This window comes from Pseudomonas cichorii (assembly GCF_018343775.1).
GTDB classification, from domain to species: domain Bacteria; phylum Pseudomonadota; class Gammaproteobacteria; order Pseudomonadales; family Pseudomonadaceae; genus Aquipseudomonas; species Aquipseudomonas cichorii.
In genome coordinates this window covers 5315509-5338550 of the sequence record NZ_CP074349.1, presented here as the reverse complement: position 1 = coordinate 5338550, position 23042 = coordinate 5315509, and the positions used below count along the sequence as shown (strand labels likewise).

General features: G+C 54.3%; 15 protein-coding genes, 6 tRNA genes and 2 rRNA genes. All 23 read left to right on the top strand.

The annotated features are described in order from the left end of the window. The first annotated feature begins 43 nt into the window (after positions 1-43). The 23 genes from KGD89_RS22950 to tuf all read left to right on the top strand — a co-directional run bounded on the left by KGD89_RS22950 (position 44) and on the right by tuf (position 22946). Positions 44-120, top strand: a tRNA-Ile gene (locus KGD89_RS22950). A gap of 7 nt (positions 121-127) precedes the next feature. Further along, positions 128-203, top strand: a tRNA-Ala gene (locus tag KGD89_RS22945). 226 nt (positions 204-429) lie between these two features. Continuing rightward, positions 430-3321: ribosomal RNA gene (locus KGD89_RS22940) — 23S ribosomal RNA — on the top strand. Between the two features lie 147 nt (positions 3322-3468). Then, a 5S ribosomal RNA gene (gene rrf, locus KGD89_RS22935) occupies positions 3469-3584 on the top strand. 134 nt (positions 3585-3718) lie between these two features. Continuing rightward, the gene (birA, locus tag KGD89_RS22930) at positions 3719-4678 is read left to right on the top strand and encodes a bifunctional biotin--[acetyl-CoA-carboxylase] ligase/biotin operon repressor BirA (protein ID WP_025262066.1); all 960 of its coding nucleotides are present in this window, start codon (positions 3719-3721) and stop codon (positions 4676-4678) included. Beyond that, positions 4668-5417 carry a pantothenate kinase gene (locus KGD89_RS22925; RefSeq protein ID WP_025262065.1) on the top strand — a complete coding sequence of 250 codons (750 nt, stop codon included), beginning with the start codon at positions 4668-4670 and terminating at the stop codon, positions 5415-5417. The genes birA and KGD89_RS22925 overlap by 11 nt, the downstream gene beginning before the upstream one ends. 7 nt (positions 5418-5424) lie before the next feature. Next, the gene (locus KGD89_RS22920) at positions 5425-5853 is read left to right on the top strand and encodes a hypothetical protein (RefSeq protein ID WP_025262064.1); all 429 of its coding nucleotides are present in this window, start codon (positions 5425-5427) and stop codon (positions 5851-5853) included. Positions 5854-5995: 142 nt separating this feature from the next. Then, a tRNA-Tyr gene (locus KGD89_RS22915) sits at positions 5996-6080 on the top strand. Between the two features lie 24 nt (positions 6081-6104). Next, positions 6105-6178, top strand: a tRNA-Gly gene (locus KGD89_RS22910). 26 nt (positions 6179-6204) lie between these two features. Continuing rightward, positions 6205-6280 (top strand) — tRNA-Thr (locus KGD89_RS22905). Positions 6281-6451: 171 nt separating this feature from the next. Further along, positions 6452-6527, top strand: a tRNA-Trp gene (locus tag KGD89_RS22900). Positions 6528-6573: 46 nt separating this feature from the next. Beyond that, complete coding sequence (gene secE / locus KGD89_RS22895) at positions 6574-6942, top strand: preprotein translocase subunit SecE (RefSeq protein ID WP_025262063.1); 369 nt, start codon at positions 6574-6576, stop codon at positions 6940-6942. Between the two features lie 9 nt (positions 6943-6951). After that, complete coding sequence (gene nusG, locus KGD89_RS22890; RefSeq protein ID WP_025262062.1) at positions 6952-7485, top strand: transcription termination/antitermination protein NusG; 534 nt, start codon at positions 6952-6954, stop codon at positions 7483-7485. Positions 7486-7603: 118 nt separating this feature from the next. Next, complete coding sequence (gene rplK, locus KGD89_RS22885; protein WP_025262061.1) at positions 7604-8035, top strand: 50S ribosomal protein L11; 432 nt, start codon at positions 7604-7606, stop codon at positions 8033-8035. Further along, on the top strand, positions 8035-8730 hold the full coding sequence (gene rplA, locus KGD89_RS22880; RefSeq protein WP_025262060.1) for a 50S ribosomal protein L1: 696 nt from the start codon (positions 8035-8037) through the stop codon (positions 8728-8730). Before rplK ends, rplA begins: the two co-directional genes overlap by 1 nt. Positions 8731-8924: 194 nt before the next feature. Continuing rightward, entirely contained in the window at positions 8925-9425 is a 501-nt protein-coding gene (gene rplJ / locus KGD89_RS22875) for a 50S ribosomal protein L10 (RefSeq protein WP_025262059.1), read from the top strand. 78 nt (positions 9426-9503) lie between these two features. Then, complete coding sequence (gene rplL / locus KGD89_RS22870; protein WP_025262058.1) at positions 9504-9869, top strand: 50S ribosomal protein L7/L12; 366 nt, start codon at positions 9504-9506, stop codon at positions 9867-9869. A gap of 219 nt (positions 9870-10088) precedes the next feature. Next, a complete protein-coding gene (rpoB, locus tag KGD89_RS22865) occupies positions 10089-14162 on the top strand; it encodes a DNA-directed RNA polymerase subunit beta (RefSeq protein WP_025262057.1) in 4074 nt (1357 codons plus the stop codon). Positions 14163-14226: 64 nt separating this feature from the next. Next, positions 14227-18426, top strand: a complete 4200-nt coding sequence (gene rpoC, locus KGD89_RS22860) for a DNA-directed RNA polymerase subunit beta' (RefSeq protein WP_025262056.1) — start codon at positions 14227-14229, stop codon at positions 18424-18426. Between the two features lie 197 nt (positions 18427-18623). Next, positions 18624-18995 (top strand): 30S ribosomal protein S12, encoded by a 372-nt coding sequence (gene rpsL, locus KGD89_RS22855; protein ID WP_002555494.1) that lies wholly within the window; start codon positions 18624-18626, stop codon positions 18993-18995. A 122-nt stretch (positions 18996-19117) separates the two neighbouring features. Next, positions 19118-19588 carry a 30S ribosomal protein S7 gene (gene rpsG, locus KGD89_RS22850; protein WP_010490886.1) on the top strand — a complete coding sequence of 157 codons (471 nt, stop codon included), beginning with the start codon at positions 19118-19120 and terminating at the stop codon, positions 19586-19588. 30 nt (positions 19589-19618) lie between these two features. Beyond that, positions 19619-21721: an elongation factor G gene (fusA, locus tag KGD89_RS22845; RefSeq protein ID WP_025262055.1), complete on the top strand. Its 2103-nt coding sequence runs from the start codon at positions 19619-19621 to the stop codon at positions 21719-21721. Between the two features lie 31 nt (positions 21722-21752). Further along, positions 21753-22946, top strand: coding sequence for an elongation factor Tu (gene tuf / locus KGD89_RS22840; protein ID WP_025262054.1), 1194 nt, complete (start codon positions 21753-21755; stop codon positions 22944-22946). Positions 22947-23042: the final 96 nt, after the last annotated feature.

Genomic DNA, 23042 nt, shown 5'->3' with positions numbered 1-23042 from the left:
TAAGCTCCCACACGAATTGCTTGATTCATTGAAGAAGACGATTGGGTCTGTAGCTCAGTTGGTTAGAGCGCACCCCTGATAAGGGTGAGGTCGGCAGTTCGAATCTGCCCAGACCCACCAATTGTTTGGGGCCATAGCTCAGCTGGGAGAGCGCCTGCCTTGCACGCAGGAGGTCAGCGGTTCGATCCCGCTTGGCTCCACCACCTCATGTCAAAGCTTAGAAATGAGCATTCCACCGAAACGGTGCGTGAATGTTGATTTCTGATCTTTATCAGAATCGTTCTTTAAAAATTTGGGTATGTAATAGAAAGTTAGACTGGACCGCACTTTCACTGGTGCGTGTTCAGGCTAAGGTAAAATTTGTGAGTGAATTGCAAATTTTCGGCGAATGTCGTCTTCACAGTATAACCAGATTGCTTGGGGTTATATGGTCAAGTGAAGAAGCGCATACGGTGGATGCCTTGGCAGTCAGAGGCGATGAAAGACGTGGTAGCCTGCGAAAAGCTTCGGGGAGTCGGCAAACAGACTGTGATCCGGAGATGTCTGAATGGGGGAACCCAGCTGTCATAAGACAGTTATCTTGTACTGAATACATAGGTGCAAGAGGCGAACCAGGGGAACTGAAACATCTAAGTACCCTGAGGAAAAGAAATCAACCGAGATTCCCTTAGTAGTGGCGAGCGAACGGGGACCAGCCCTTAAGTGGCTTTGAGATTAGCGGAACGCTCTGGAAAGTGCGGCCATAGTGGGTGATAGCCCTGTACGCGAAAATCTCTTGGTCATGAAATCGAGTAGGACGGGGCACGAGAAACCTTGTCTGAACATGGGGGGACCATCCTCCAAGGCTAAATACTACTGACTGACCGATAGTGAACCAGTACCGTGAGGGAAAGGCGAAAAGAACCCCGGAGAGGGGAGTGAAATAGATCCTGAAACCGTATGCGTACAAGCAGTGGGAGCCCACATTGTTGGGTGACTGCGTACCTTTTGTATAATGGGTCAGCGACTTATATTCAGTGGCAAGCTTAACCGAATAGGGGAGGCGTAGCGAAAGCGAGTCTTAATAGGGCGTTTAGTCGCTGGGTATAGACCCGAAACCGGGCGATCTATCCATGGGCAGGTTGAAGGTTAGGTAACACTGACTGGAGGACCGAACCGACTACCGTTGAAAAGTTAGCGGATGACCTGTGGATCGGAGTGAAAGGCTAATCAAGCTCGGAGATAGCTGGTTCTCCTCGAAAGCTATTTAGGTAGCGCCTCATGTATCACTGTAGGGGGTAGAGCACTGTTTCGGCTAGGGGGTCATCCCGACTTACCAAACCGATGCAAACTCCGAATACCTACAAGTGCCGAGCATGGGAGACACACGGCGGGTGCTAACGTCCGTCGTGAAAAGGGAAACAACCCAGACCGTCAGCTAAGGTCCCAAAGTCATGGTTAAGTGGGAAACGATGTGGGAAGGCTTAGACAGCTAGGAGGTTGGCTTAGAAGCAGCCACCCTTTAAAGAAAGCGTAATAGCTCACTAGTCGAGTCGGCCTGCGCGGAAGATGTAACGGGGCTCAAACCATGCACCGAAGCTACGGGTATCACCTTCTGGTGATGCGGTAGAGGAGCGTTCTGTAAGCCTGTGAAGGTGAGTTGAGAAGCTTGCTGGAGGTATCAGAAGTGCGAATGCTGACATGAGTAACGACAATGGGTGTGAAAAACACCCACGCCGAAAGACCAAGGTTTCCTGCGCAACGTTAATCGACGCAGGGTTAGTCGGTCCCTAAGGCGAGGCTGAAAAGCGTAGTCGATGGAAAACAGGTTAATATTCCTGTACTTCTGGTTATTGCGATGGAGGGACGGAGAAGGCTAGGCCAGCTTGGCGTTGGTTGTCCAAGTTTAAGGTGGTAGGCTGAGATCTTAGGTAAATCCGGGATCTTAAGGCCGAGAGCTGATGACGAGTGTTCCTAGAACACGAAGTGGTTGATGCCATGCTTCCAAGAAAAGCTTCTAAGCTTCAGGTAACCAGGAACCGTACCCCAAACCGACACAGGTGGTTGGGTAGAGAATACCAAGGCGCTTGAGAGAACTCGGGTGAAGGAACTAGGCAAAATGGCACCGTAACTTCGGGAGAAGGTGCGCCGGTGAGGGTGAAGGACTTGCTCCGTAAGCTCATGCCGGTCGAAGATACCAGGCCGCTGCGACTGTTTATTAAAAACACAGCACTCTGCAAACACGAAAGTGGACGTATAGGGTGTGACGCCTGCCCGGTGCCGGAAGGTTAATTGATGGGGTTAGCGCAAGCGAAGCTCTTGATCGAAGCCCCGGTAAACGGCGGCCGTAACTATAACGGTCCTAAGGTAGCGAAATTCCTTGTCGGGTAAGTTCCGACCTGCACGAATGGCGTAACGATGGCGGCGCTGTCTCCACCCGAGACTCAGTGAAATTGAAATCGCTGTGAAGATGCAGTGTATCCGCGGCTAGACGGAAAGACCCCGTGAACCTTTACTATAGCTTTGCACTGGACTTTGAATTTGCTTGTGTAGGATAGGTGGGAGGCTTTGAAGCGTGGACGCCAGTCTGCGTGGAGCCATCCTTGAAATACCACCCTGGCAACTTTGAGGTTCTAACTCAGGTCCGTTATCCGGATCGAGGACAGTGTATGGTGGGTAGTTTGACTGGGGCGGTCTCCTCCTAAAGAGTAACGGAGGAGTACGAAGGTGCGCTCAGACCGGTCGGAAATCGGTCGTAGAGTATAAAGGCAAAAGCGCGCTTGACTGCGAGACAGACACGTCGAGCAGGTACGAAAGTAGGTCTTAGTGATCCGGTGGTTCTGTATGGAAGGGCCATCGCTCAACGGATAAAAGGTACTCCGGGGATAACAGGCTGATACCGCCCAAGAGTTCATATCGACGGCGGTGTTTGGCACCTCGATGTCGGCTCATCACATCCTGGGGCTGAAGCCGGTCCCAAGGGTATGGCTGTTCGCCATTTAAAGTGGTACGCGAGCTGGGTTTAGAACGTCGTGAGACAGTTCGGTCCCTATCTGCCGTGGACGTTTGAGATTTGAGAGGGGCTGCTCCTAGTACGAGAGGACCGGAGTGGACGAACCTCTGGTGTTCCGGTTGTCACGCCAGTGGCATTGCCGGGTAGCTATGTTCGGAAAAGATAACCGCTGAAAGCATCTAAGCGGGAAACTTGCCTCAAGATGAGATCTCACTGGAACCTTGAGTTCCCTGAAGGGCCGTCGAAGACTACGACGTTGATAGGTGGGGTGTGTAAGTGCTGTGAGGCATTGAGCTAACCCATACTAATTGCCCGTGAGGCTTGACCATATAACACCCAAGCAATCTGCGAAGAGCGGATTGCGGTGTAGTGAAGATGACGAACCGAAAGTTTGCGCCACACACAGATTACCGAAACACCTCTATTACACACCCATTCGCGGGTACGTACCCAAGTACGCACCGGCTACCGAATTTCTTGACGACCATAGAGCATTGGAACCACCTGATCCCATCCCGAACTCAGCAGTGAAACGATGCATCGCCGATGGTAGTGTGGGGTTTCCCCATGTGAGAGTAGGTCATCGTCAAGATTCAAATTCAGAACCCCCATCTGCGAACGCAGGTGGGGGTTTTGTCTTTTCAGGCTCGAAAAACACTTTTTCGTTTCTATGCATCCCAGGCTTGCGTGGCTATCATGCGTGCCTCATTGCTAGGCGATATTTACATGATGACCTTGTTAAGGCTTCTGGCCGATGGCGAGTTTCACTCCGGGCAGGTTTTGGGTGATGTGCTCGGCGTCAGTCGAAGCGCCGTATGGAAGCGGCTTCAACAGCTTGAGGCTGAGTTGGGCGTTGAGGTTCATAAGGTGCGTGGCCGTGGCTATCGGCTTGCCAGTCCGGTTTCTCTTCTGTCTGCGTCGTCCATATCGCAAATGGGGTTTCCTGCGGGCTGGTCTGTCCATGTTGCAGATTCGGTCGACTCTACAAATGCCGAAGCGGTACGTCAGATTGGCCAGGGCGCTGCCATGCCTATGCTGGTCCTGGCGGAAAGCCAGACGGCTGGGAGAGGGCGTCGTGGTCGCAAGTGGGTGAGCCCCTTTGGTGAGAACCTGTATTACAGTCTGGCGTTGCGCGTGGATGGCGGAATGCGTCAGCTCGAAGGGCTCAGCCTGCTGGTCGGGCTTGCTGTCATGCAGGTCCTGCGTGAGTCGGGAGTCAAGGGGGCCGGCCTCAAGTGGCCTAATGATGTTCTTGTAGGGCGGCGCAAGATTGCCGGCATCCTTCTTGAGTTGATCGGTGATCCTGCAGATGTGTGTCATGTCGTGATAGGCATAGGCGTCAACGTCAATATGCAGACCTCTGTCGACGTGGATCAGTCCTGGACGTCTCTGCGTCTTGAAGCGGGCGCCCTTTCTGATCGCAATAGTCTGGCTGCCCGTTTGAGTCAAAAGCTTGATGCCTTGCTCGCCTTGCATCGTGAGAAAGGTTTTTCAGCGTTTCAGGCTGAGTGGGAGCAAGGACACTTGTGGCAGGGCTGCGCTGTCACCCTGCTTTCGGGTGTCGAGGTCGTCGAGGGCGTAGTCTTGGGGGTTGATGTGCTGGGTGCGTTGCGCCTCGATGTAGGTGGCGTGGAGAAAAGCTTTAGTGGTGGTGAGCTCAGCCTGAGGTTGCGTGATGATACTTGAACTCGACTGTGGGAATAGCTTCATCAAGTGGCGTGTAATTGATGTAGGAGGCATAGCCCGATTTGCAGGTGGCGTCGTTGATTCCGATAGTGCGCTGCTGGAGCATTTGCTGCACCTTCCAGGGTTGAAGTTGAGTGCCTGCCGCCTGGTCAGTGTCCGTAGCACCGAGGAAACCGAGAAGCTTGTGGCGGCCCTTGTTCAAGCTTTCGCGATTCATCCTGTTTGTGCGGCGCCCGCAAGAGAGTTGGCGGGGGTTGAGAATGGATACGACGACTACGAGCGTCTGGGGCTCGACCGCTGGCTTGCCTTTGTCGGTGCTTATCACATAGCCCGAAGGGCGTGCCTGGTCATTGATCTCGGTACGGCTGTGACCTCTGATTTCGTTGATGTAGATGGTCGGCACCTGGGAGGCTTCATATGTCCGGGGATGCCGTTGATGCGTAACCAGTTGCGCACCCATACGCGGCGTATTCGATACGATGATGCTGCGGCCGAGCGTGCGCTGGTCAGCTTCGTTCCGGGGCGTGCAACCTCGGAGGCGGTTGAGCGCGGTTGTTCCCTGATGCTGCGAGGCTTTGCCCTGACGCAGCTGGAACTGGCGCGCGCTTACTGGGGTGATGATTTTTGTGTCTTCGTAACCGGCGGCGATGCGGGGCTGGTCGAGGATGTCCTGACTGATGTTCGAGTGGTGCCTGACCTGGTTTTCGTCGGTCTTGCTCTAGCCTGTCCGTTGCGCTGAGGTTTTTATGCGTTGGCTATTCCTTTTGTTGTTGATGCTCAATGCCTTTTATTACATCTGGCATCAGCAAGAAGCTCCTTTGCGTGCCAAGGAGGTGCTGCCTTTGTCGTTGTACCGTGCTCCTCAGCAGGATATCCGGCTGCTTAGTGAGTCCGACGTGGGGCACGCCTCCCGTGAGGCTGAAAGTAGCTGTCTGTATCTTGGGGGGTTTCCACGCCAGGAGGAGGCGCGTGCTGTCGAGCAGCGTCTCAATAGCCTGGATGTGCAGTCGCAGTTTCAGGTCTTGCCGTCGGGTGGTGTGACAAGCTACTGGCTCAGGATCTCCCCTGAAAGTCGTCGTCTGGTCGGTGATGGCATGCTCAATCAGTTGCTTCAGGATTTCCCGCAATTAAAAAACAAAATAATGTCTTGTGAGGGCATTGCAACTGCCGATTAGTTTGCATAGAATGGCGCCCGCTTCGCAGTGAGGTGTAAACTTCGCAAGTGAAGCAGCAGTAGTCAACGCATGTAACCTCAGGTTTTTAATGAGAAAAAGGTTGACAGAAGGGCAGTAAGCATTGAGAATGCTGCCTCGCTTAGGAGGGGTTCCCGAGCGGCCAAAGGGATCAGACTGTAAATCTGACGTCTACGACTTCGAAGGTTCGAATCCTTCCCCCTCCACCATATTTAGCGTGAGCTGCAAGTTGTGCGGGTATAGTTTAGTGGTAGAACCTCAGCCTTCCAAGCTGATGATGCGGGTTCGATTCCCGCTACCCGCTCCATGCTTGTGGTTCTTGCAAAGTGTTTCGCTCTTGTAGCTCAGTTGGTAGAGCACACCCTTGGTAAGGGTGAGGTCAGCGGTTCAAATCCGCTCAAGAGCTCCATTGTTCAAAGGCAGATATGCAAATATCTGCCTTTGTTTTAAGTGGTTTCACTCTTGAAGTGTCTCGCTTAAAGCTTTCAGTCTCTGTCAGCAGCGCCTGCTGATGGTTTCTGAATGAAGTGTTGAAAAACTCTTGTCGGGTCCGCATAATGGTCGGCCTGATTTTGCTTTTAGGTCAGTAGCTCAATTGGCAGAGCGACGGTCTCCAAAACCGTAGGTTGGGGGTTCGATTCCCTCCTGACCTGCCAGATTCCCTAGATGTAATCTGGCTTTCTTTTCACAGGATCTCCGTAGATGAATCCCAAGGCTGAAGCATCAGACTCGCGCTTTGACTCGCTGAAATGGCTCTTGGTAGTCGCTTTGGTTGTGGTTGGTGTCGTCGGTAATCAGTATTACTCGTCCGCTCCGATTCTGTATCGTGTTCTCGTGCTTCTTGTGATTGCTGCCGTTGCTGCGTTTGTTGCTCTTCAAACCGGTAAAGGCAAGGCTTTCTTTGTCCTGGCAAAAGAAGCACGCGCAGAGATCCGTAAAGTCGTATGGCCTACTCGCCAAGAGACCACGCAGACCACTTTGATTGTGGTGGCTGTCGTTCTGGTCATGGCGTTGCTGTTGTGGGGGCTAGATTCCCTGCTCGGCTGGCTTGTTTCCTTGATAGTTGGCTAAGGGTGTCCCGTGGCTAAGCGTTGGTACGTAGTGCATGCTTACTCGGGTTACGAGAAGCATGTAATGCGCTCGTTGATCGAGCGTGTGAAGCTGGCAGGCATGGAAGATGGCTTCGGCGAAATTCTGGTTCCCACTGAAGAAGTGGTTGAAATGCGTAATGGCCAGAAGCGCAAAAGCGAGCGTAAGTTCTTTCCAGGTTATGTGCTTGTACAGATGGAAATGAATGAGGGTACTTGGCACTTGGTCAAGGATACTCCTCGCGTCATGGGCTTTATCGGTGGTACTGCTGATAAGCCAGCTCCAATCACCGACAAAGAAGCAGAAGCCATTCTGCGTCGTGTTGCTGATGGCAGCGATAAGCCGAAGCCAAAAACACTGTTCGAGCCAGGTGAAGTTGTTCGCGTCACCGATGGTCCGTTCGCTGATTTTAATGGCACGGTTGAAGAAGTTAACTACGAAAAGAGCCGTATCCAAGTGGCTGTGCTCATTTTCGGACGTTCTACTCCGGTAGAGCTGGAGTTCAGTCAGGTCGAAAAGGCATAACTGAGCTGGAATCCCATACCCCGCAGCCTAAGGCTGTGGGGTTTTTTCGTCACTGGGATATACGTGTAAGTAGCCGGGGAGCCTTAAAAGGCGTTTGAACCCGTAATTGGAGTGCCTCATGGCCAAGAAGATAACCGCATACATCAAGCTGCAAGTGAAAGCCGCTCAGGCTAACCCTAGCCCGCCAGTTGGTCCTGCTCTGGGTCAGCACGGTGTGAACATCATGGAATTCTGTAAAGCATTCAACGCCCGTACTCAGGGTCTTGAGCCAGGCTTGCCGACTCCAGTGATCATCACTGTATACAGCGACCGTAGCTTCACTTTTGAAACAAAAAGTACTCCTGCCTCTGTTCTGCTGAAGAAAGCTGCAGGCTTGACCAGCGGCTCGGCTCGCCCGAACACCGTTAAAGTTGGCACCGTGACTCGTGCTCAGCTGGAAGACATCGCTAAAGCAAAAAGCGCTGATCTGACAGCTGCAGACCTGGAAGCGGCCGTGCGTACTATCGCCGGTTCCGCTCGTAGCATGGGCCTTAACGTGGAGGGTGTGTAATGGCTAAGTTGACCAAACGTCAAAAGGCAATCGCTAGCAAGCTTGAAGCTGGCAAGGCCTACAACTTCGTAGACGCTGCTGCTCTGCTGACCGAGCTGTCTACCGTCAAGTTCAGCGAGTCCGTAGACGTTGCTGTTAACCTGGGCGTCGATCCTCGTAAATCCGACCAGGTTGTTCGTAGCGCAACCGTTCTGCCGCACGGTACCGGTAAAACCGTACGTGTTGCTGTCTTCACCCAAGGCCCGGCTGCTGAAGCTGCTCTGGCTGCCGGTGCTGATCGCGTTGGCATGGACGATCTGGCTGCCGAAATGAAAGCTGGCGACCTGAACTACGACGTAGTCATTGCTTCTCCTGATGCAATGCGTGTTGTTGGTCAGTTGGGTCAGGTTCTGGGTCCACGTGGCCTGATGCCTAACCCTAAAGTCGGTACCGTTACTCCTGACGTCGCTAACGCCGTCAAGAACGCGAAGGCTGGTCAGGTTCGTTATCGCACCGACAAAAACGGCATCATCCACACTTCCGTTGGCAAGGTCGGTTTCGACGCAGTCAAGCTGAAGGAAAACGTTGAAGCCCTGATCGCTGATCTCAAGCGCATCAAGCCTGCTTCCTCGAAAGGTATCTACGTCAAGCGCGTTACCCTGAGCACCACCATGGGCCCGGGCCTGGTCATCGACCAAGGTTCCCTGGACGCGTAAGGCAGAAGTAACACAGTTTTGTGTTACTAAAAGATTGGGGTCCCTGCCTGGCGGGGGCTATCCAAGACCGTAGGCGACGCAAGTCTTAAACCACAAGCCTACGCAGATGGTGCTCCCGGTTCCTTACCGAATCAGACACCAAAACGACATCAGGCTCAGGCCCGATGAAACGGTAACAAGCAGGAGTTAAACCCGTGGCAATTAAACTCGAAGACAAGAAGGCCATCGTCGCTGAAGTCAACGAGGCTGCCAAAGTCGCTCTGTCCGCTGTCGTGGCTGATGCCCGTGGCGTTACAGTAGGCGCAATGACCGGACTCCGTAAAGAGGCTCGTGAAGCTGGCGTATACGTACGTGTTGTACGTAACACCCTGCTCAAGCGCGCTGTTGAAGGTACTGAATACAGTGTCCTCAACGATGCGTTCACAGGCCCGACCTTGATCGCCTTCTCCAATGAGCATCCAGGCGCTGCTGCGCGTTTGTTCAAAGAGTTTGCGAAAGGTCAGGACAAGTTCGAGATCAAGGCAGCTGCGTTCGAGGGCAAGTTCCTCGCAGCTAATCAGATCGACGTACTGGCTACCTTGCCGACCCGTGACGAAGCAATTTCCCAGCTGATGAGCGTGATTCAAGGCGCTACCAGCAAATTGGCTCGTACTCTGGCGGCTGTTCGCGACCAGAAAGAAGCTGCCGCAGCCTAAGGCTGAGCATTTTCTCTCGCGTATTTTTGTTTATTTCGATGGTCGCGTAGGCCGTCCCCCAATTCAGGAATTAGATTCATGTCTATCTCTCAAGACGATATCCTCAACGCAGTAGCCGAGATGTCCGTTCTGCAGGTTGTTGAACTGATCAAGGCTTTCGAAGAGAAATTCGGCGTAACTGCTGCCGCTGCTTCGGCTGGTCCAGCTGTTGCTGCTGCTGTTGTTGAAGAGCAAACCGAATTCAACGTCATGCTGACCGAAGCTGGCGAGAAGAAAGTTAACGTCATTAAAGCCGTTCGTGAACTGACCGGTCTGGGCCTGAAAGAAGCCAAGGCAGTCGTTGACGGCGCTCCAGCAATGGTTCTGGAAGCAGTAGCTAAAGACGCTGCTGAAAAAGCCAAAGCTGCTCTGGAAGAAGCAGGCGCCAAAGTCGAGCTGAAATAAGCATCGATTTTGAACGTCCAGCCCACGCGTTAAGCGAAAGGCTGATGGCTGGTGGCTTTTGCCACCGGCCTTTTTCCGTTACAGACGATTGGCTTTGCCAGCGTCCATAACGTGCAAGAACCACCAAGATGGTGGCGCAGACCAAGGGGTTTGCACGATTTTCTGGCTGCTTCCGTCGGAGGGAGCCAAACAAGCAGGTGACCAAGCTGGGGAACGCTGATGGCTTACTCATATACTGAGAAAAAACGTATCCGCAAGGACTTTAGCAAGTTGCCGGACGTAATGGATGTGCCGTATCTACTGGCCATCCAGCTGGATTCGTATCGCGAATTCCTGCAGGCGGGAGCGACCAAAGATCAGTTCCGCGACGTCGGTCTGCATGCAGCCTTCAAATCCGTTTTCCCGATCATCAGCTACTCCGGCAATGCTGCGCTGGAGTATGTAGGTTATCGCTTGGGCGAACCGGCATTTGATGTCAAAGAGTGCGTGCTGCGCGGTGTGACTTACGCTGTACCTCTGCGAGTCAAGGTCCGTCTGATCATCTTCGACAAAGAGTCGTCGAACAAAGCGATCAAGGACATCAAAGAGCAAGAAGTCTACATGGGTGAAATCCCCCTGATGACTGAAAACGGTACCTTCGTTATCAACGGTACCGAGCGTGTAATCGTGTCCCAGCTTCACCGTTCGCCAGGCGTATTCTTCGACCACGATCGTGGCAAGACGCATAGCTCCGGCAAGCTGCTGTACTCCGCTCGCATCATTCCTTACCGTGGTTCGTGGCTGGACTTCGAGTTCGATCCGAAAGACTGCGTATTCGTCCGTATCGACCGTCGTCGCAAGCTGCCTGCTTCCGTACTGCTGCGCGCTCTGGGTTACACGACCGAGCAAGTGCTTGATGCGTTCTATACCACCAACGTTTTCCATGTTCGCGGTGAAAACCTGAGCCTGGAGCTGGTGCCTCAGCGCCTGCGTGGTGAAATTGCTGTCCTCGATATCCTGGATGGCAGCGGCAAGGTTATTGTCGAGCAAGGTCGCCGTATTACCGCTCGTCACATCAATCAGCTGGAAAAGGCCGGTATCAAAGAGCTGGAAGTGCCGCTGGACTACGTCCTGGGCCGCACTACCGCCAAGGTCATCGTGCATCCTGCGACTGGTGAAATCATCGCTGAATGCAACACCGAACTGAACACTGAAATCCTGGCAAAAATCGCCAAGGCCCAGGTCGTTCGGATCGAGACTCTGTACACCAACGACATCGATTGCGGTCCGTTCATCTCCGACACCTTGAAGATCGACTCCACCGGCAACCAACTGGAAGCCCTGGTCGAAATCTATCGCATGATGCGCCCTGGTGAGCCGCCGACCAAAGATGCCGCAGAAACACTGTTCAACAACCTGTTCTTCAGCCCAGAGCGCTATGACCTGTCTGCTGTAGGCCGCATGAAGTTCAACCGTCGTATCGGTCGCACCGAGATCGAAGGTTCGGGCGTCCTGTGCAAGGAAGACATCGTTGCTGTTCTGAAGACTCTCGTCGATATCCGTAACGGTAAAGGCATTGTCGATGACATCGATCACCTGGGTAACCGTCGTGTTCGTTGCGTTGGCGAAATGGCCGAGAACCAGTTCCGTGTTGGTCTGGTCCGCGTAGAGCGTGCTGTAAAAGAACGTCTGTCCATGGCAGAAAGCGAAGGCCTGATGCCTCAGGACCTGATCAACGCCAAGCCTGTCGCAGCGGCAGTCAAGGAGTTCTTCGGTTCCAGCCAGCTTTCCCAGTTCATGGACCAGAACAACCCGCTGTCCGAGATTACCCACAAGCGTCGTGTTTCTGCACTCGGCCCTGGTGGTCTGACTCGTGAGCGCGCCGGCTTTGAAGTCCGTGACGTACACCCGACTCACTACGGTCGTGTATGCCCGATTGAAACGCCGGAAGGTCCGAACATCGGTCTGATCAACTCCTTGGCGGCCTATGCCCGTACCAACCAGTATGGTTTCCTCGAGAGCCCGTACCGCGTTGTCAAGGAAGGCCTGGTAACCGACGAAATCGTTTTCCTTTCGGCAATCGAAGAGGCGGACCACGTCATTGCACAGGCTTCGGCCGCAATGAACGACAAGCAGGAACTGATCGACGAGCTGGTAGCCGTTCGTCACCTGAACGAATTTACCGTCAAGGCTCCTGCCGACGTAACCCTGATGGACGTTTCGCCCAAGCAGGTAGTTTCGGTCGCAGCTTCCCTGATTCCGTTCCTCGAGCACGACGACGCCAACCGTGCGTTGATGGGTTCGAACATGCAGCGTCAGGCTGTACCAACCCTGCGTGCCGACAAGCCGCTGGTAGGTACCGGCATGGAGCGCAACGTTGCCCGTGACTCCGGCGTCTGCGTCGTGGCTCGTCGTGGCGGGGTGATCGACTCGGTCGATGCAAGCCGTATCGTTGTGCGTGTTGCCGATGACGAAGTTGAAACGGGCGAGGCGGGTGTAGATATCTACAACCTGACCAAGTACACCCGTTCGAACCAGAACACCTGCATCAACCAGCGTCCGCTGGTGAGCAAGGGTGATCGCGTTCAGCGCAGCGACATCATGGCAGACGGTCCGTCCACCGACATGGGTGAACTGGCTCTGGGTCAGAACATGCGCATCGCGTTCATGGCCTGGAACGGTTTCAACTTTGAAGACTCCATCTGTCTGTCCGAGCGTGTGGTTCAGGAGGATCGTTTCACCACGATCCATATCCAGGAACTGACTTGCGTTGCTCGTGACACCAAGCTTGGCCCAGAGGAAATCACGGCTGACATCCCGAACGTGGGTGAAGCGGCTCTGAACAAGCTGGACGAAGCCGGTATCGTTTATGTCGGTGCTGAAGTGGGCGCCGGCGACATCCTGGTTGGCAAGGTCACCCCTAAAGGTGAAACCCAGCTGACTCCGGAAGAAAAACTGCTGCGCGCCATCTTCGGTGAAAAAGCCAGCGACGTTAAAGACACTTCCCTGCGTGTACCTACCGGTACCAAGGGCACTGTCATCGACGTTCAGGTCTTCACCCGTGATGGTGTAGAGCGTGATGCTCGCGCACTGTCCATCGAGAAGTCGCAACTCGACGAGATCCGCAAGGATCTGAACGAAGAGTTCCGTATCGTCGAAGGCGCTACTTTCGAGCGTCTGCGTGCTGCTCTGGTTGGTCGCGTGGTTGAAGGCGGTGCTGGCCTTAAGAAAGGTCAGGAAATCACCGATGAGGTCCTGGACGGTCTTGAGCATGGTCAGTGGTTCAAACTGCGCATGGCTGAAGATGCTCTGAACGAGCAGCTTGAAAAAGCACAGGCTTACATCGTTGATCGTCGTCGCCTGCTCGATGACAAGTTTGAAGACAAGAAGCGCAAGCTGCAGCAGGGTGATGACCTTGCTCCAGGCGTTCTGAAAATCGTCAAGGTCTACCTGGCAATCCGTCGTCGCATCCAGCCGGGCGACAAGATGGCCGGTCGCCACGGTAACAAGGGTGTGGTCTCCGTGATCATGCCGGTTGAAGATATGCCGCACGATGCCAACGGCACGCCTGTGGATATCGTCCTCAACCCGCTGGGCGTACCTTCGCGTATGAACGTTGGTCAGATTCTCGAAACCCACCTGGGCCTCGCGGCCAAAGGTCTGGGCGAGAAGATCAATCGCATGCTCGAAGAACAGCGTAAAGTTGCTGAGTTGCGTAAGTTCCTCAACGAGATCTACAACGAAATCGGCGGTCGCCAGGAAAGTCTGGATGACCTCTCCGACAAGGAAATCCAGGATCTCGCGAAGAACCTTCGCAATGGCGTACCTATGGCTACTCCGGTTTTCGACGGTGCCAAAGAGCGTGAAATCAAGGCAATGCTCAAGCTGGCAGACATGCCGGAAAGCGGCCAGATGCAACTGTTTGACGGTCGTACCGGCAACAAGTTTGAGCGCGCTGTAACTGTTGGCTACATGTACATGCTGAAGCTGAACCACTTGGTGGACGACAAGATGCACGCGCGTTCCACTGGTTCTTACAGCCTGGTTACCCAGCAGCCGCTGGGTGGTAAGGCGCAGTTCGGTGGTCAGCGTTTCGGGGAGATGGAAGTGTGGGCGCTGGAAGCATACGGCGCGGCGTACACTCTGCAAGAAATGCTCACAGTGAAGTCGGACGATGTGAACGGTCGTACCAAGATGTACAAAAACATCGTGGACGGCGATCACCGTATGGAGCCGGGCATGCCCGAGTCCTTCAACGTGTTGATCAAAGAAATCCGTTCGCTCGGTATCGATATCGATCTGGAAACCGAATAACACGTGACGCGAATCGGGAGCGGTGCCGTATGGCCCGCTCCCTGCTCCGCCAGGAGGGAAAGCCTTGAAAGACCTACTGAATTTGCTGAAAAACCAGGGTCAAGTCGAAGAGTTTGACGCGATCCGTATCGGGTTGGCGTCGCCTGAGATGATCCGCTCGTGGTCGTTCGGTGAAGTTAAAAAGCCGGAAACCATCAACTACCGTACGTTCAAGCCTGAGCGTGACGGTCTGTTCTGCGCCAAGATCTTTGGCCCGGTCAAGGATTACGAGTGCTTGTGCGGTAAGTACAAGCGCCTGAAGCACCGTGGTGTCATCTGCGAGAAGTGCGGCGTTGAAGTTGCACTGGCAAAAGTTCGTCGTGAGCGCATGGCCCACATCGAACTGGCTTCGCCGGTTGCCCACATCTGGTTCCTGAAGTCCCTGCCGTCCCGTATCGGCCTGCTGATGGACATGACCCTGCGTGATATCGAACGCGTTCTCTATTTCGAGAGCTATGTCGTTATCGATCCGGGTATGACCACTCTTGAAAAAGGTCAGCTGCTGAACGACGAGCAGTACTTCGAAGCGCTGGAAGAGTTCGGTGATGATTTCGATGCCCGCATGGGTGCCGAAGCTGTCCGTGAACTGCTGCACGCTATCGATCTGGAGCACGAGATTGGCCGTCTGCGTGAAGAGATTCCGCAAACCAACTCCGAAACCAAGATCAAGAAGCTGTCCAAGCGTCTGAAACTGATGGAAGCCTTCCAGGGCTCGGGCAACCTGCCTGAGTGGATGGTCCTGACCGTTCTGCCGGTTCTGCCGCCAGATCTGCGTCCTCTGGTTCCGCTGGATGGTGGTCGTTTCGCGACTTCCGACCTCAACGATCTGTATCGTCGAGTGATCAACCGTAACAACCGTTTGAAGCGCCTGCTGGATCTGTCCGCTCCGGACATCATCGTGCGCAACGAAAAGCGTATGTTGCAGGAAGCTGTCGATGCTCTGCTCGACAACGGTCGTCGTGGCCGCGCTATCACCGGTTCCAACAAGCGTCCTCTGAAATCCCTGGCTGACATGATCAAGGGTAAGCAAGGTCGTTTCCGTCAGAACTTGCTCGGTAAGCGTGTTGACTACTCTGGTCGTTCGGTAATTACCGTTGGTCCGACCCTGCGTCTGCACCAGTGCGGTCTGCCGAAGAAAATGGCTCTCGAGCTGTTCAAGCCGTTCATTTTCGGCAAGCTGGAAATGCGTGGCCTGGCCACGACCATCAAAGCTGCCAAGAAAATGGTCGAGCGCGAGCTGCCAGAGGTCTGGGACGTTCTTGCTGAAGTGATTCGCGAACACCCGGTCCTGCTCAACCGTGCACCGACGCTTCACCGTCTGGGTATCCAGGCGTTCGAGCCGGTTCTGATCGAAGGCAAGGCAATCCAGCTTCACCCTCTGGTCTGTGCGGCATACAACGCCGACTTCGACGGTGACCAGATGGCCGTTCACGTACCGCTGACGCTGGAAGCCCAGCTCGAAGCGCGTGCGCTGATGATGTCGACCAACAACATCCTTTCGCCAGCGAATGGTGAGCCAATCATCGTTCCTTCGCAGGACGTTGTACTGGGTCTGTACTACATGACTCGTGAAGCGATCAACGCCAAGGGCGAAGGTCGTGTGTTTGCGGATCTGCAGGAAGTCGACCGCGTATTCCGCGCCGGCGAAGCAGCTCTGCACGCCAAGGTCAAAGTCCGTATCCATGAAACGATCAATGATCGTGATGGCGGCAGCGTCAAGAACACCCGTATCGTCGACACCACTGTCGGCCGTGCGCTGCTGTTCCAGGTGGTTCCGGCCGGCCTGTCCTATGACGTCGTCAACCAGCCGATGAAGAAAAAGGCGATCTCCAAGCTGATCAACCAGTGCTATCGCGTGGTTGGTCTGAAAGAGACCGTCATTTTCGCTGACCAGCTGATGTATACCGGTTTTGCCTATTCGACCATTTCGGGTGTTTCGATCGGTGTTAACGATTTCGTTATCCCGGATGAAAAAGCTCGCATCATCGATGCTGCTACCGAAGAAGTTAAAGAAATCGAAAGTCAGTACGCCTCGGGCCTGGTAACTCAGGGCGAGAAGTACAACAAGGTGATCGACCTTTGGTCCAAGGCCAACGATGAAGTCTCCAAGGCGATGATGTCGAACCTCTCGAAAGAGAAGGTTGTCGACCGTCACGGTGAGACTGTTGACCAGGAATCCTTCAACTCGATGTACATGATGGCTGACTCCGGTGCCCGGGGTTCCGCTGCACAGATTCGTCAGCTGGCCGGTATGCGTGGTCTGATGGCCAAGCCGGATGGCTCGATCATCGAGACGCCGATCACTGCGAACTTCCGTGAGGGCCTGAGCGTACTTCAGTACTTCATCTCGACTCACGGTGCTCGTAAAGGTCTTGCGGATACCGCGTTGAAAACCGCGAACTCCGGTTACCTGACCCGTCGTCTGGTGGACGTTGCCCAGGATCTGGTCGTTACCGAAGTTGATTGCGGTACCGAGCATGGCCTGCTGATGACTCCGCACATTGAAGGCGGTGACGTTGTAGAGCCTCTGGGTGAGCGCGTTCTGGGTCGAGTCATCGCCCGTGACGTATTCAAGCCAGGTACCGAAGACGTCATCGTGCCTGCTGGCACGCTGGTAGACGAGAAGTGGGTCGAATTCATCGAGCTGAACAGCATCGACGAAGTGATCGTTCGCTCGCCAATCAGCTGTGAAACCCGCTACGGCATCTGCGCCAAGTGCTACGGTCGCGACCTGGCTCGTGGTCATCAGGTCAACATCGGTGAAGCTGTCGGCGTTATCGCCGCCCAGTCGATCGGTGAGCCTGGTACCCAGCTGACAATGCGTACGTTCCACATCGGTGGTGCTGCAAGCCGTACTTCGGCTGCCGACAGCGTCCAGGTCAAGAACGGCGGTACTGTTCGTCTGCACAACCTGAAACACGTTGAGCGAGTGGATGGCCACCTGGTAGCTGTGTCCCGTTCCGGTGAGCTGGCCATCGCTGATGACTTCGGTCGTGAGCGTGAGCGTTACAAGCTGCCTTACGGTGCAGTGATTTCGGTGAAGGAAGGCGACAAGGTCGACGCTGGTTCGATCGTGGCCAAGTGGGATCCGCACACCCACCCGATCGTCACCGAAATGAAAGGTACCGTGACCTACGTGGGCATGGAAGAAGGCATCACGATCAAGCGTCAGACAGACGAATTGACCGGTATGACCAACATTGAAGTTCTTGATGCCAAGGACCGTCCAGCTGCCGGTAAAGACATTCGTCCTGCCGTCAAGATGGTGGGCCTGGATGGCAAGGATCTGCTGCTGCCAGGTACTGACGTACCGGCTCAGTACTTCCTGCCAGCAAACGCCCTGGTTGGCGTGGCGGACGGTGCGCAGATCGCGATCGGTGATGTTATCGCTCGTATCCCGCAAGAAACTTCGAAAACCCGTGACATCACCGGTGGTCTGCCGCGTGTTGCCGACCTGTTCGAAGCTCGTCGTCCGAAAGAGGCGTCGATTCTTGCTGAAGTCAGCGGCACCATCGCGTTCGGTAAAGAGACCAAAGGCAAGCGCCGTCTGGTCATCACTCCGAACGACGGTAGCGATCCGTACGAAGAGCTGATCCCGAAATGGCGTCACCTGAACGTGTTTGAAGGTGAGCAGGTCAACCGTGGTGAAGTTATTTCCGACGGTCCTAGCGATCCGCACGACATCCTGCGTCTGCTGGGTGTAAGTGCTCTCGCCAAGTACATCGTCAACGAGATCCAGGACGTTTATCGTCTGCAGGGCGTGAAGATCAACGACAAGCACATCGAGACCATCCTGCGTCAGATGCTGCGTAAAGTTGAGATTGCCGAATCCGGCGATTCCAGTTTCATCAAGGGCGACCAGATGGAGCTGACTCACGTTCTCGTAGAGAACGAGCGTCTGAGCACGGAAGACAAGTTTGTCTCCAAGTTCACTCGTGTATTGCTGGGTATCACCAAAGCTTCCCTGTCCACCGAGTCGTTCATCTCCGCGGCCTCCTTCCAGGAGACAACCCGCGTACTGACCGAAGCGGCAGTAACCGGCAAGCGTGACTACCTGCGCGGCCTGAAGGAAAACGTAGTCGTGGGTCGTCTGATCCCGGCTGGTACCGGTCTGGCATACCACAGCGAGCGCAAGCGTCGCCGTGATATCGACAAACCGTTGCGTGTCAGCGCGAGCGAAGTAGAAGCCGCTCTGACTGAAGCGTTGAACTCCAGCGGTAATTAAGAGTAAAGCCTCGGCATTTTTCTTCCGGCGACCACAGTTTTTTGCTGTGTTCGCCGGGTGAAGAGGTCGGGGCTTTGTCTTGACTGGGGGCAGGATCCTCTTTAGACTCTTGTACCCCTAAATTTGGCGGGGCTTACGCCCTGTCATTTGCTTTCTTGTAAGACAATAGCGTCGCAAGACAACAGTGGAGCTAGTAGATGGCAACTATCAACCAGCTGGTACGTCAGCCGCGTAAGCGTATCGTCGAGAAATCCGACGTGCCTGCGCTGCAGAACTGCCCGCAACGTCGCGGTGTGTGCACTCGTGTGTATACCACCACGCCGAAAAAACCTAACTCGGCATTGCGTAAAGTCTGCCGTGTGCGCCTGACCAACGGTTTCGAGGTTTCCTCGTACATCGGTGGTGAAGGTCACAACCTGCAAGAGCACAGCGTGGTACTGATCCGTGGCGGTCGTGTAAAAGACTTGCCAGGTGTTCGTTATCACACCGTTCGTGGTTCTTTGGATACTTCCGGCGTTAAAGGTCGTAACCAGGGTCGCTCGAAATACGGTACCAAGAAGCCTAAGTAGTATTCGGCTTCTGATTGAGTTTGCAGATTTCTATTTTTCTGAGTCGATAAGAGTAAGGTCGGACGCATTCCTAAGGGGATGGTGGTTCCGAGCTAACCTGAAGACCGTTTGAGGGCTTATCCATGCCAAGAAGACGCGTAGCAGCCAAGCGCGAAGTGCTTGACGATCCAAAATACGGAAGCCAAATCCTGGCCAAGTTCATGAACCACGTGATGGAAAGCGGCAAGAAAGCCGTTGCCGAGCGTATCGTTTATGGCGCGCTGGACAAGGTTAAAGAACGCAAGAACAGCGACCCCCTGGAAATCTTCGAGAAAGCTCTCGACGCCATCGCTCCGCTGGTCGAAGTGAAGTCGCGCCGTGTAGGCGGTGCTACTTACCAGGTTCCGGTTGAAGTTCGTCCGTCCCGTCGTAATGCATTGGCAATGCGCTGGCTGGTAGACTTCGCGCGCAAGCGTGGCGAAAAGTCTATGGCTCTGCGTTTGGCTGGCGAACTGTTGGACGCCGCCGAAGGTAAAGGTGCTGCAGTTAAGAAGCGTGAAGACGTGCACCGTATGGCTGAAGCTAACAAAGCTTTCTCGCACTACCGCTTCTAATTCCGGCGTCACTAATTTTGCGAGGGCTTTATGGCTCGTACTACTCCGATTAACCGCTACCGTAACATCGGTATCGTTGCTCACGTGGACGCTGGTAAAACCACGACCACCGAGCGCGTCCTTTTTTACACTGGCGTAAACCACAAAATGGGCGAGGTGCATGATGGCGCCGCAACCATGGACTGGATGGTTCAAGAGCAGGAGCGGGGTATTACCATTACTTCCGCTGCAACCACAGCCTTCTGGGCTGGTTCTGCCAAGCAATTCGACAAGTATCGCTTCAACATCATCGATACCCCCGGCCACGTTGACTTCACTATTGAAGTAGAGCGTTCGCTGCGTGTTCTCGACGGTGCTGTCGTGGTTTTCTGCGGTACTTCGGGCGTTGAGCCTCAGTCGGAAACCGTATGGCGTCAAGCCAACAAATACGGCGTTCCGCGTCTTGTTTATGTAAACAAGATGGACCGTGCTGGTGCGAACTTCCTGCGCGTGATCGGTCAGATCAAACAGCGTCTGGGTCATACTCCAGTGCCAATCCAGTTGGCTATCGGTGCAGAAGACAATTTCCAGGGTCAGATCGATCTGATGACCATGGAAGCTGTTTACTGGGATGATGCTGACAAGGGTATGGCTGCTCGTCGCGAGGCGATCCCTGCTGAACTGCAGGAATTGGCTGAAGAGTGGCGCAGCAACATGGTTGAAGCAGCTGCTGAAGCCAACGAAGAGCTGATGAACAAGTACCTCGAAGGTGAAGAGCTTTCCATCGAGGAAATCAAGGGCGCACTGCGTCAGCGCACAATCGCTGGCGAAATCGTTCTTGCTGTTTGTGGTTCTTCCTTCAAGAACAAGGGTGTTCCCCTGGTTCTCGACGCCGTTATCGACTACCTGCCTGCACCAGTCGACATTCCTGCCATCAAGGGTTCCGATCCGGATGACGAGACTGTTGAAATGGAGCGTCATGCAGACGACAACGAGCCGTTCTCGGCTCTGGCGTTCAAGATCGCTACCGACCCATTCGTGGGTACCTTGACCTTTGCCCGCGTTTACTCGGGCGTGTTGAGCTCCGGCGACGGCGTGATCAACTCGGTAAAAGGCAAGAAAGAGCGCGTGGGTCGTATGGTGCAAATGCACGCAAACACCCGTGAAGAGATCAAGGAAGTTCGCGCTGGCGACATCGCGGCCCTGATCGGCATGAAGGACGTCACCACTGGTGATACCCTCTGCTCCGCTGAAAAGCCAATCATCCTGGTTCGTATGGACTTCCCGGAGCCGGTTATTTCGGTTGCCGTTGAGCCAAAAACCAAGGATGACCAGGAAAAAATGGGTATCGCACTGGGCAAGCTTGCTCAGGAAGACCCGTCTTTCCGCGTCAAGACTGATGAAGAGACTGGTCAAACGATCATCTCTGGCATGGGCGAATTGCACCTGGACATCCTGGTTGACCGGATGCGCCGTGAGTTCAACGTCGAAGCCAACATCGGTAAACCACAGGTTTCCTATCGTGAGAAGATCACGAAGGCTTGTGAGATCGAAGGCAAGTTCGTTCGTCAGTCCGGCGGTCGTGGTCAGTTTGGCCATTGCTGGATCCGTTTTGCCCCTGCTGACGAAGGTCAGGAAGGTCTGCAATTCGTGAACGAAGTAGTGGGTGGTGTTGTTCCTAAGGAATACATCCCGGCTATCCAGAAGGGTATCGAAGAGCAGATGAAGAACGGTGTTGTTGCCGGCTATCCGCTGATCGGCCTGAAGGCTACCGTTTTCGATGGTTCTTACCACGACGTCGACTCCAACGAGATGGCGTTCAAGGTGGCGGCCTCCATGGCGACCAAGCAACTGGCTACCAAGGGTGGCGGTGTTGTTCTTGAGCCGATCATGAAGGTTGAAGTTGTAACACCTGAGGACTACATGGGTGACGTGATGGGTGACCTGAACCGTCGTCGTGGTCTGATCCAGGGTATGGAAGATACGGTTTCCGGCAAGGTTATCCGCGCCGAGGTTCCGTTGGGTGAGATGTTCGGTTATGCGACCGACGTCCGCTCCATGTCTCAGGGTCGCGCGAGCTACTCTATGGAATTCTCCAAATACTCCGAAGCTCCGTCGAATGTCGTCGAAGCTATCGTTAAAAAACAAGGCTGATTCAGCCCCTTTAGGCTAGGAGTTCACTGTCGTGGCTAAAGAAAAATTTGAACGTAACAAACCGCACGTCAACGTTGGCACCATCGGTCACGTTGACCACGGTAAAACCACTCTGACCGCTGCTCTGACTCGCGTTTGCTCCGAAGTTTTCGGTTCCGCAAAGGTTGACTTCGACAAGATCGACAGCGCCCCGGAAGAGAAAGCTCGCGGTATCACCATCAACACCGCTCACGTTGAATACGATTCGTCCGTGCGTCACTACGCACACGTTGACTGCCCAGGTCACGCCGACTACGTAAAAAACATGATCACCGGTGCTGCCCAGATGGACGGTGCGATCCTGGTTTGCTCGGCCGCTGATGGTCCGATGCCACAAACTCGTGAGCACATCCTGCTGTCCCGTCAGGTTGGCGTTCCGTACATCGTTGTCTTCCTGAACAAGGCTGACATGGTTGACGACGCTGAGCTGCTGGAACTGGTTGAGATGGAAGTGCGCGATCTGCTGAGCACTTACGACTTCCCAGGCGACGACACCCCGATCATCATCGGTTCGGCTCTGATGGCTCTGAACGGCCAGGACGACAACGAGATGGGTACTTCGGCTGTCAAGAAGCTGGTTGAAACTCTGGACAGCTACATCCCAGAGCCAGAGCGCGCTATCGACAAGCCGTTCCTGATGCCAATCGAAGACGTGTTCTCGATCTCCGGTCGCGGTACTGTTGTAACTGGTCGTGTTGAGCGTGGCATCATCAAGATCCAGGAAGAAGTAGAGATCGTAGGTCTGCGTGACACTACCAAAACTACTTGCACTGGCGTTGAGATGTTCCGCAAGCTGCTGGACGAAGGCCGTGCTGGTGAGAACTGCGGCGTTCTGCTGCGTGGCACCAAGCGTGACGACGTTGAGCGTGGCCAGGTTCTGGTCAAGCCAGGCACCGTCAAGCCGCACACTCAGTTCGAAGCTGAAATCTACGTTCTGAGCAAAGAAGAAGGCGGTCGTCACACTCCGTTCTTCAAAGGCTACCGTCCACAGTTCTACTTCCGTACTACCGACGTAACTGGTAGCTGCGAACTGCCGGAAGGCGTTGAGATGGTAATGCCAGGTGATAACGTGAAAGTTTCCGTTACCCTGATCAAGCCAATCGCAATGGAAGACGGTCTGCGTTTCGCTATCCGTGAAGGCGGTCGTACCGTCGGCGCTGGCGTCGTAGCCAAAATCATCGCTTAAGCGTTGATTCAAGAAAAAGCCCCCGCTTGCGGGGGCTTTTTTATTGGGTTGACACTCTGTTAGCTCGTCTATAGAATTGCGCCTCCTTTTAACGGG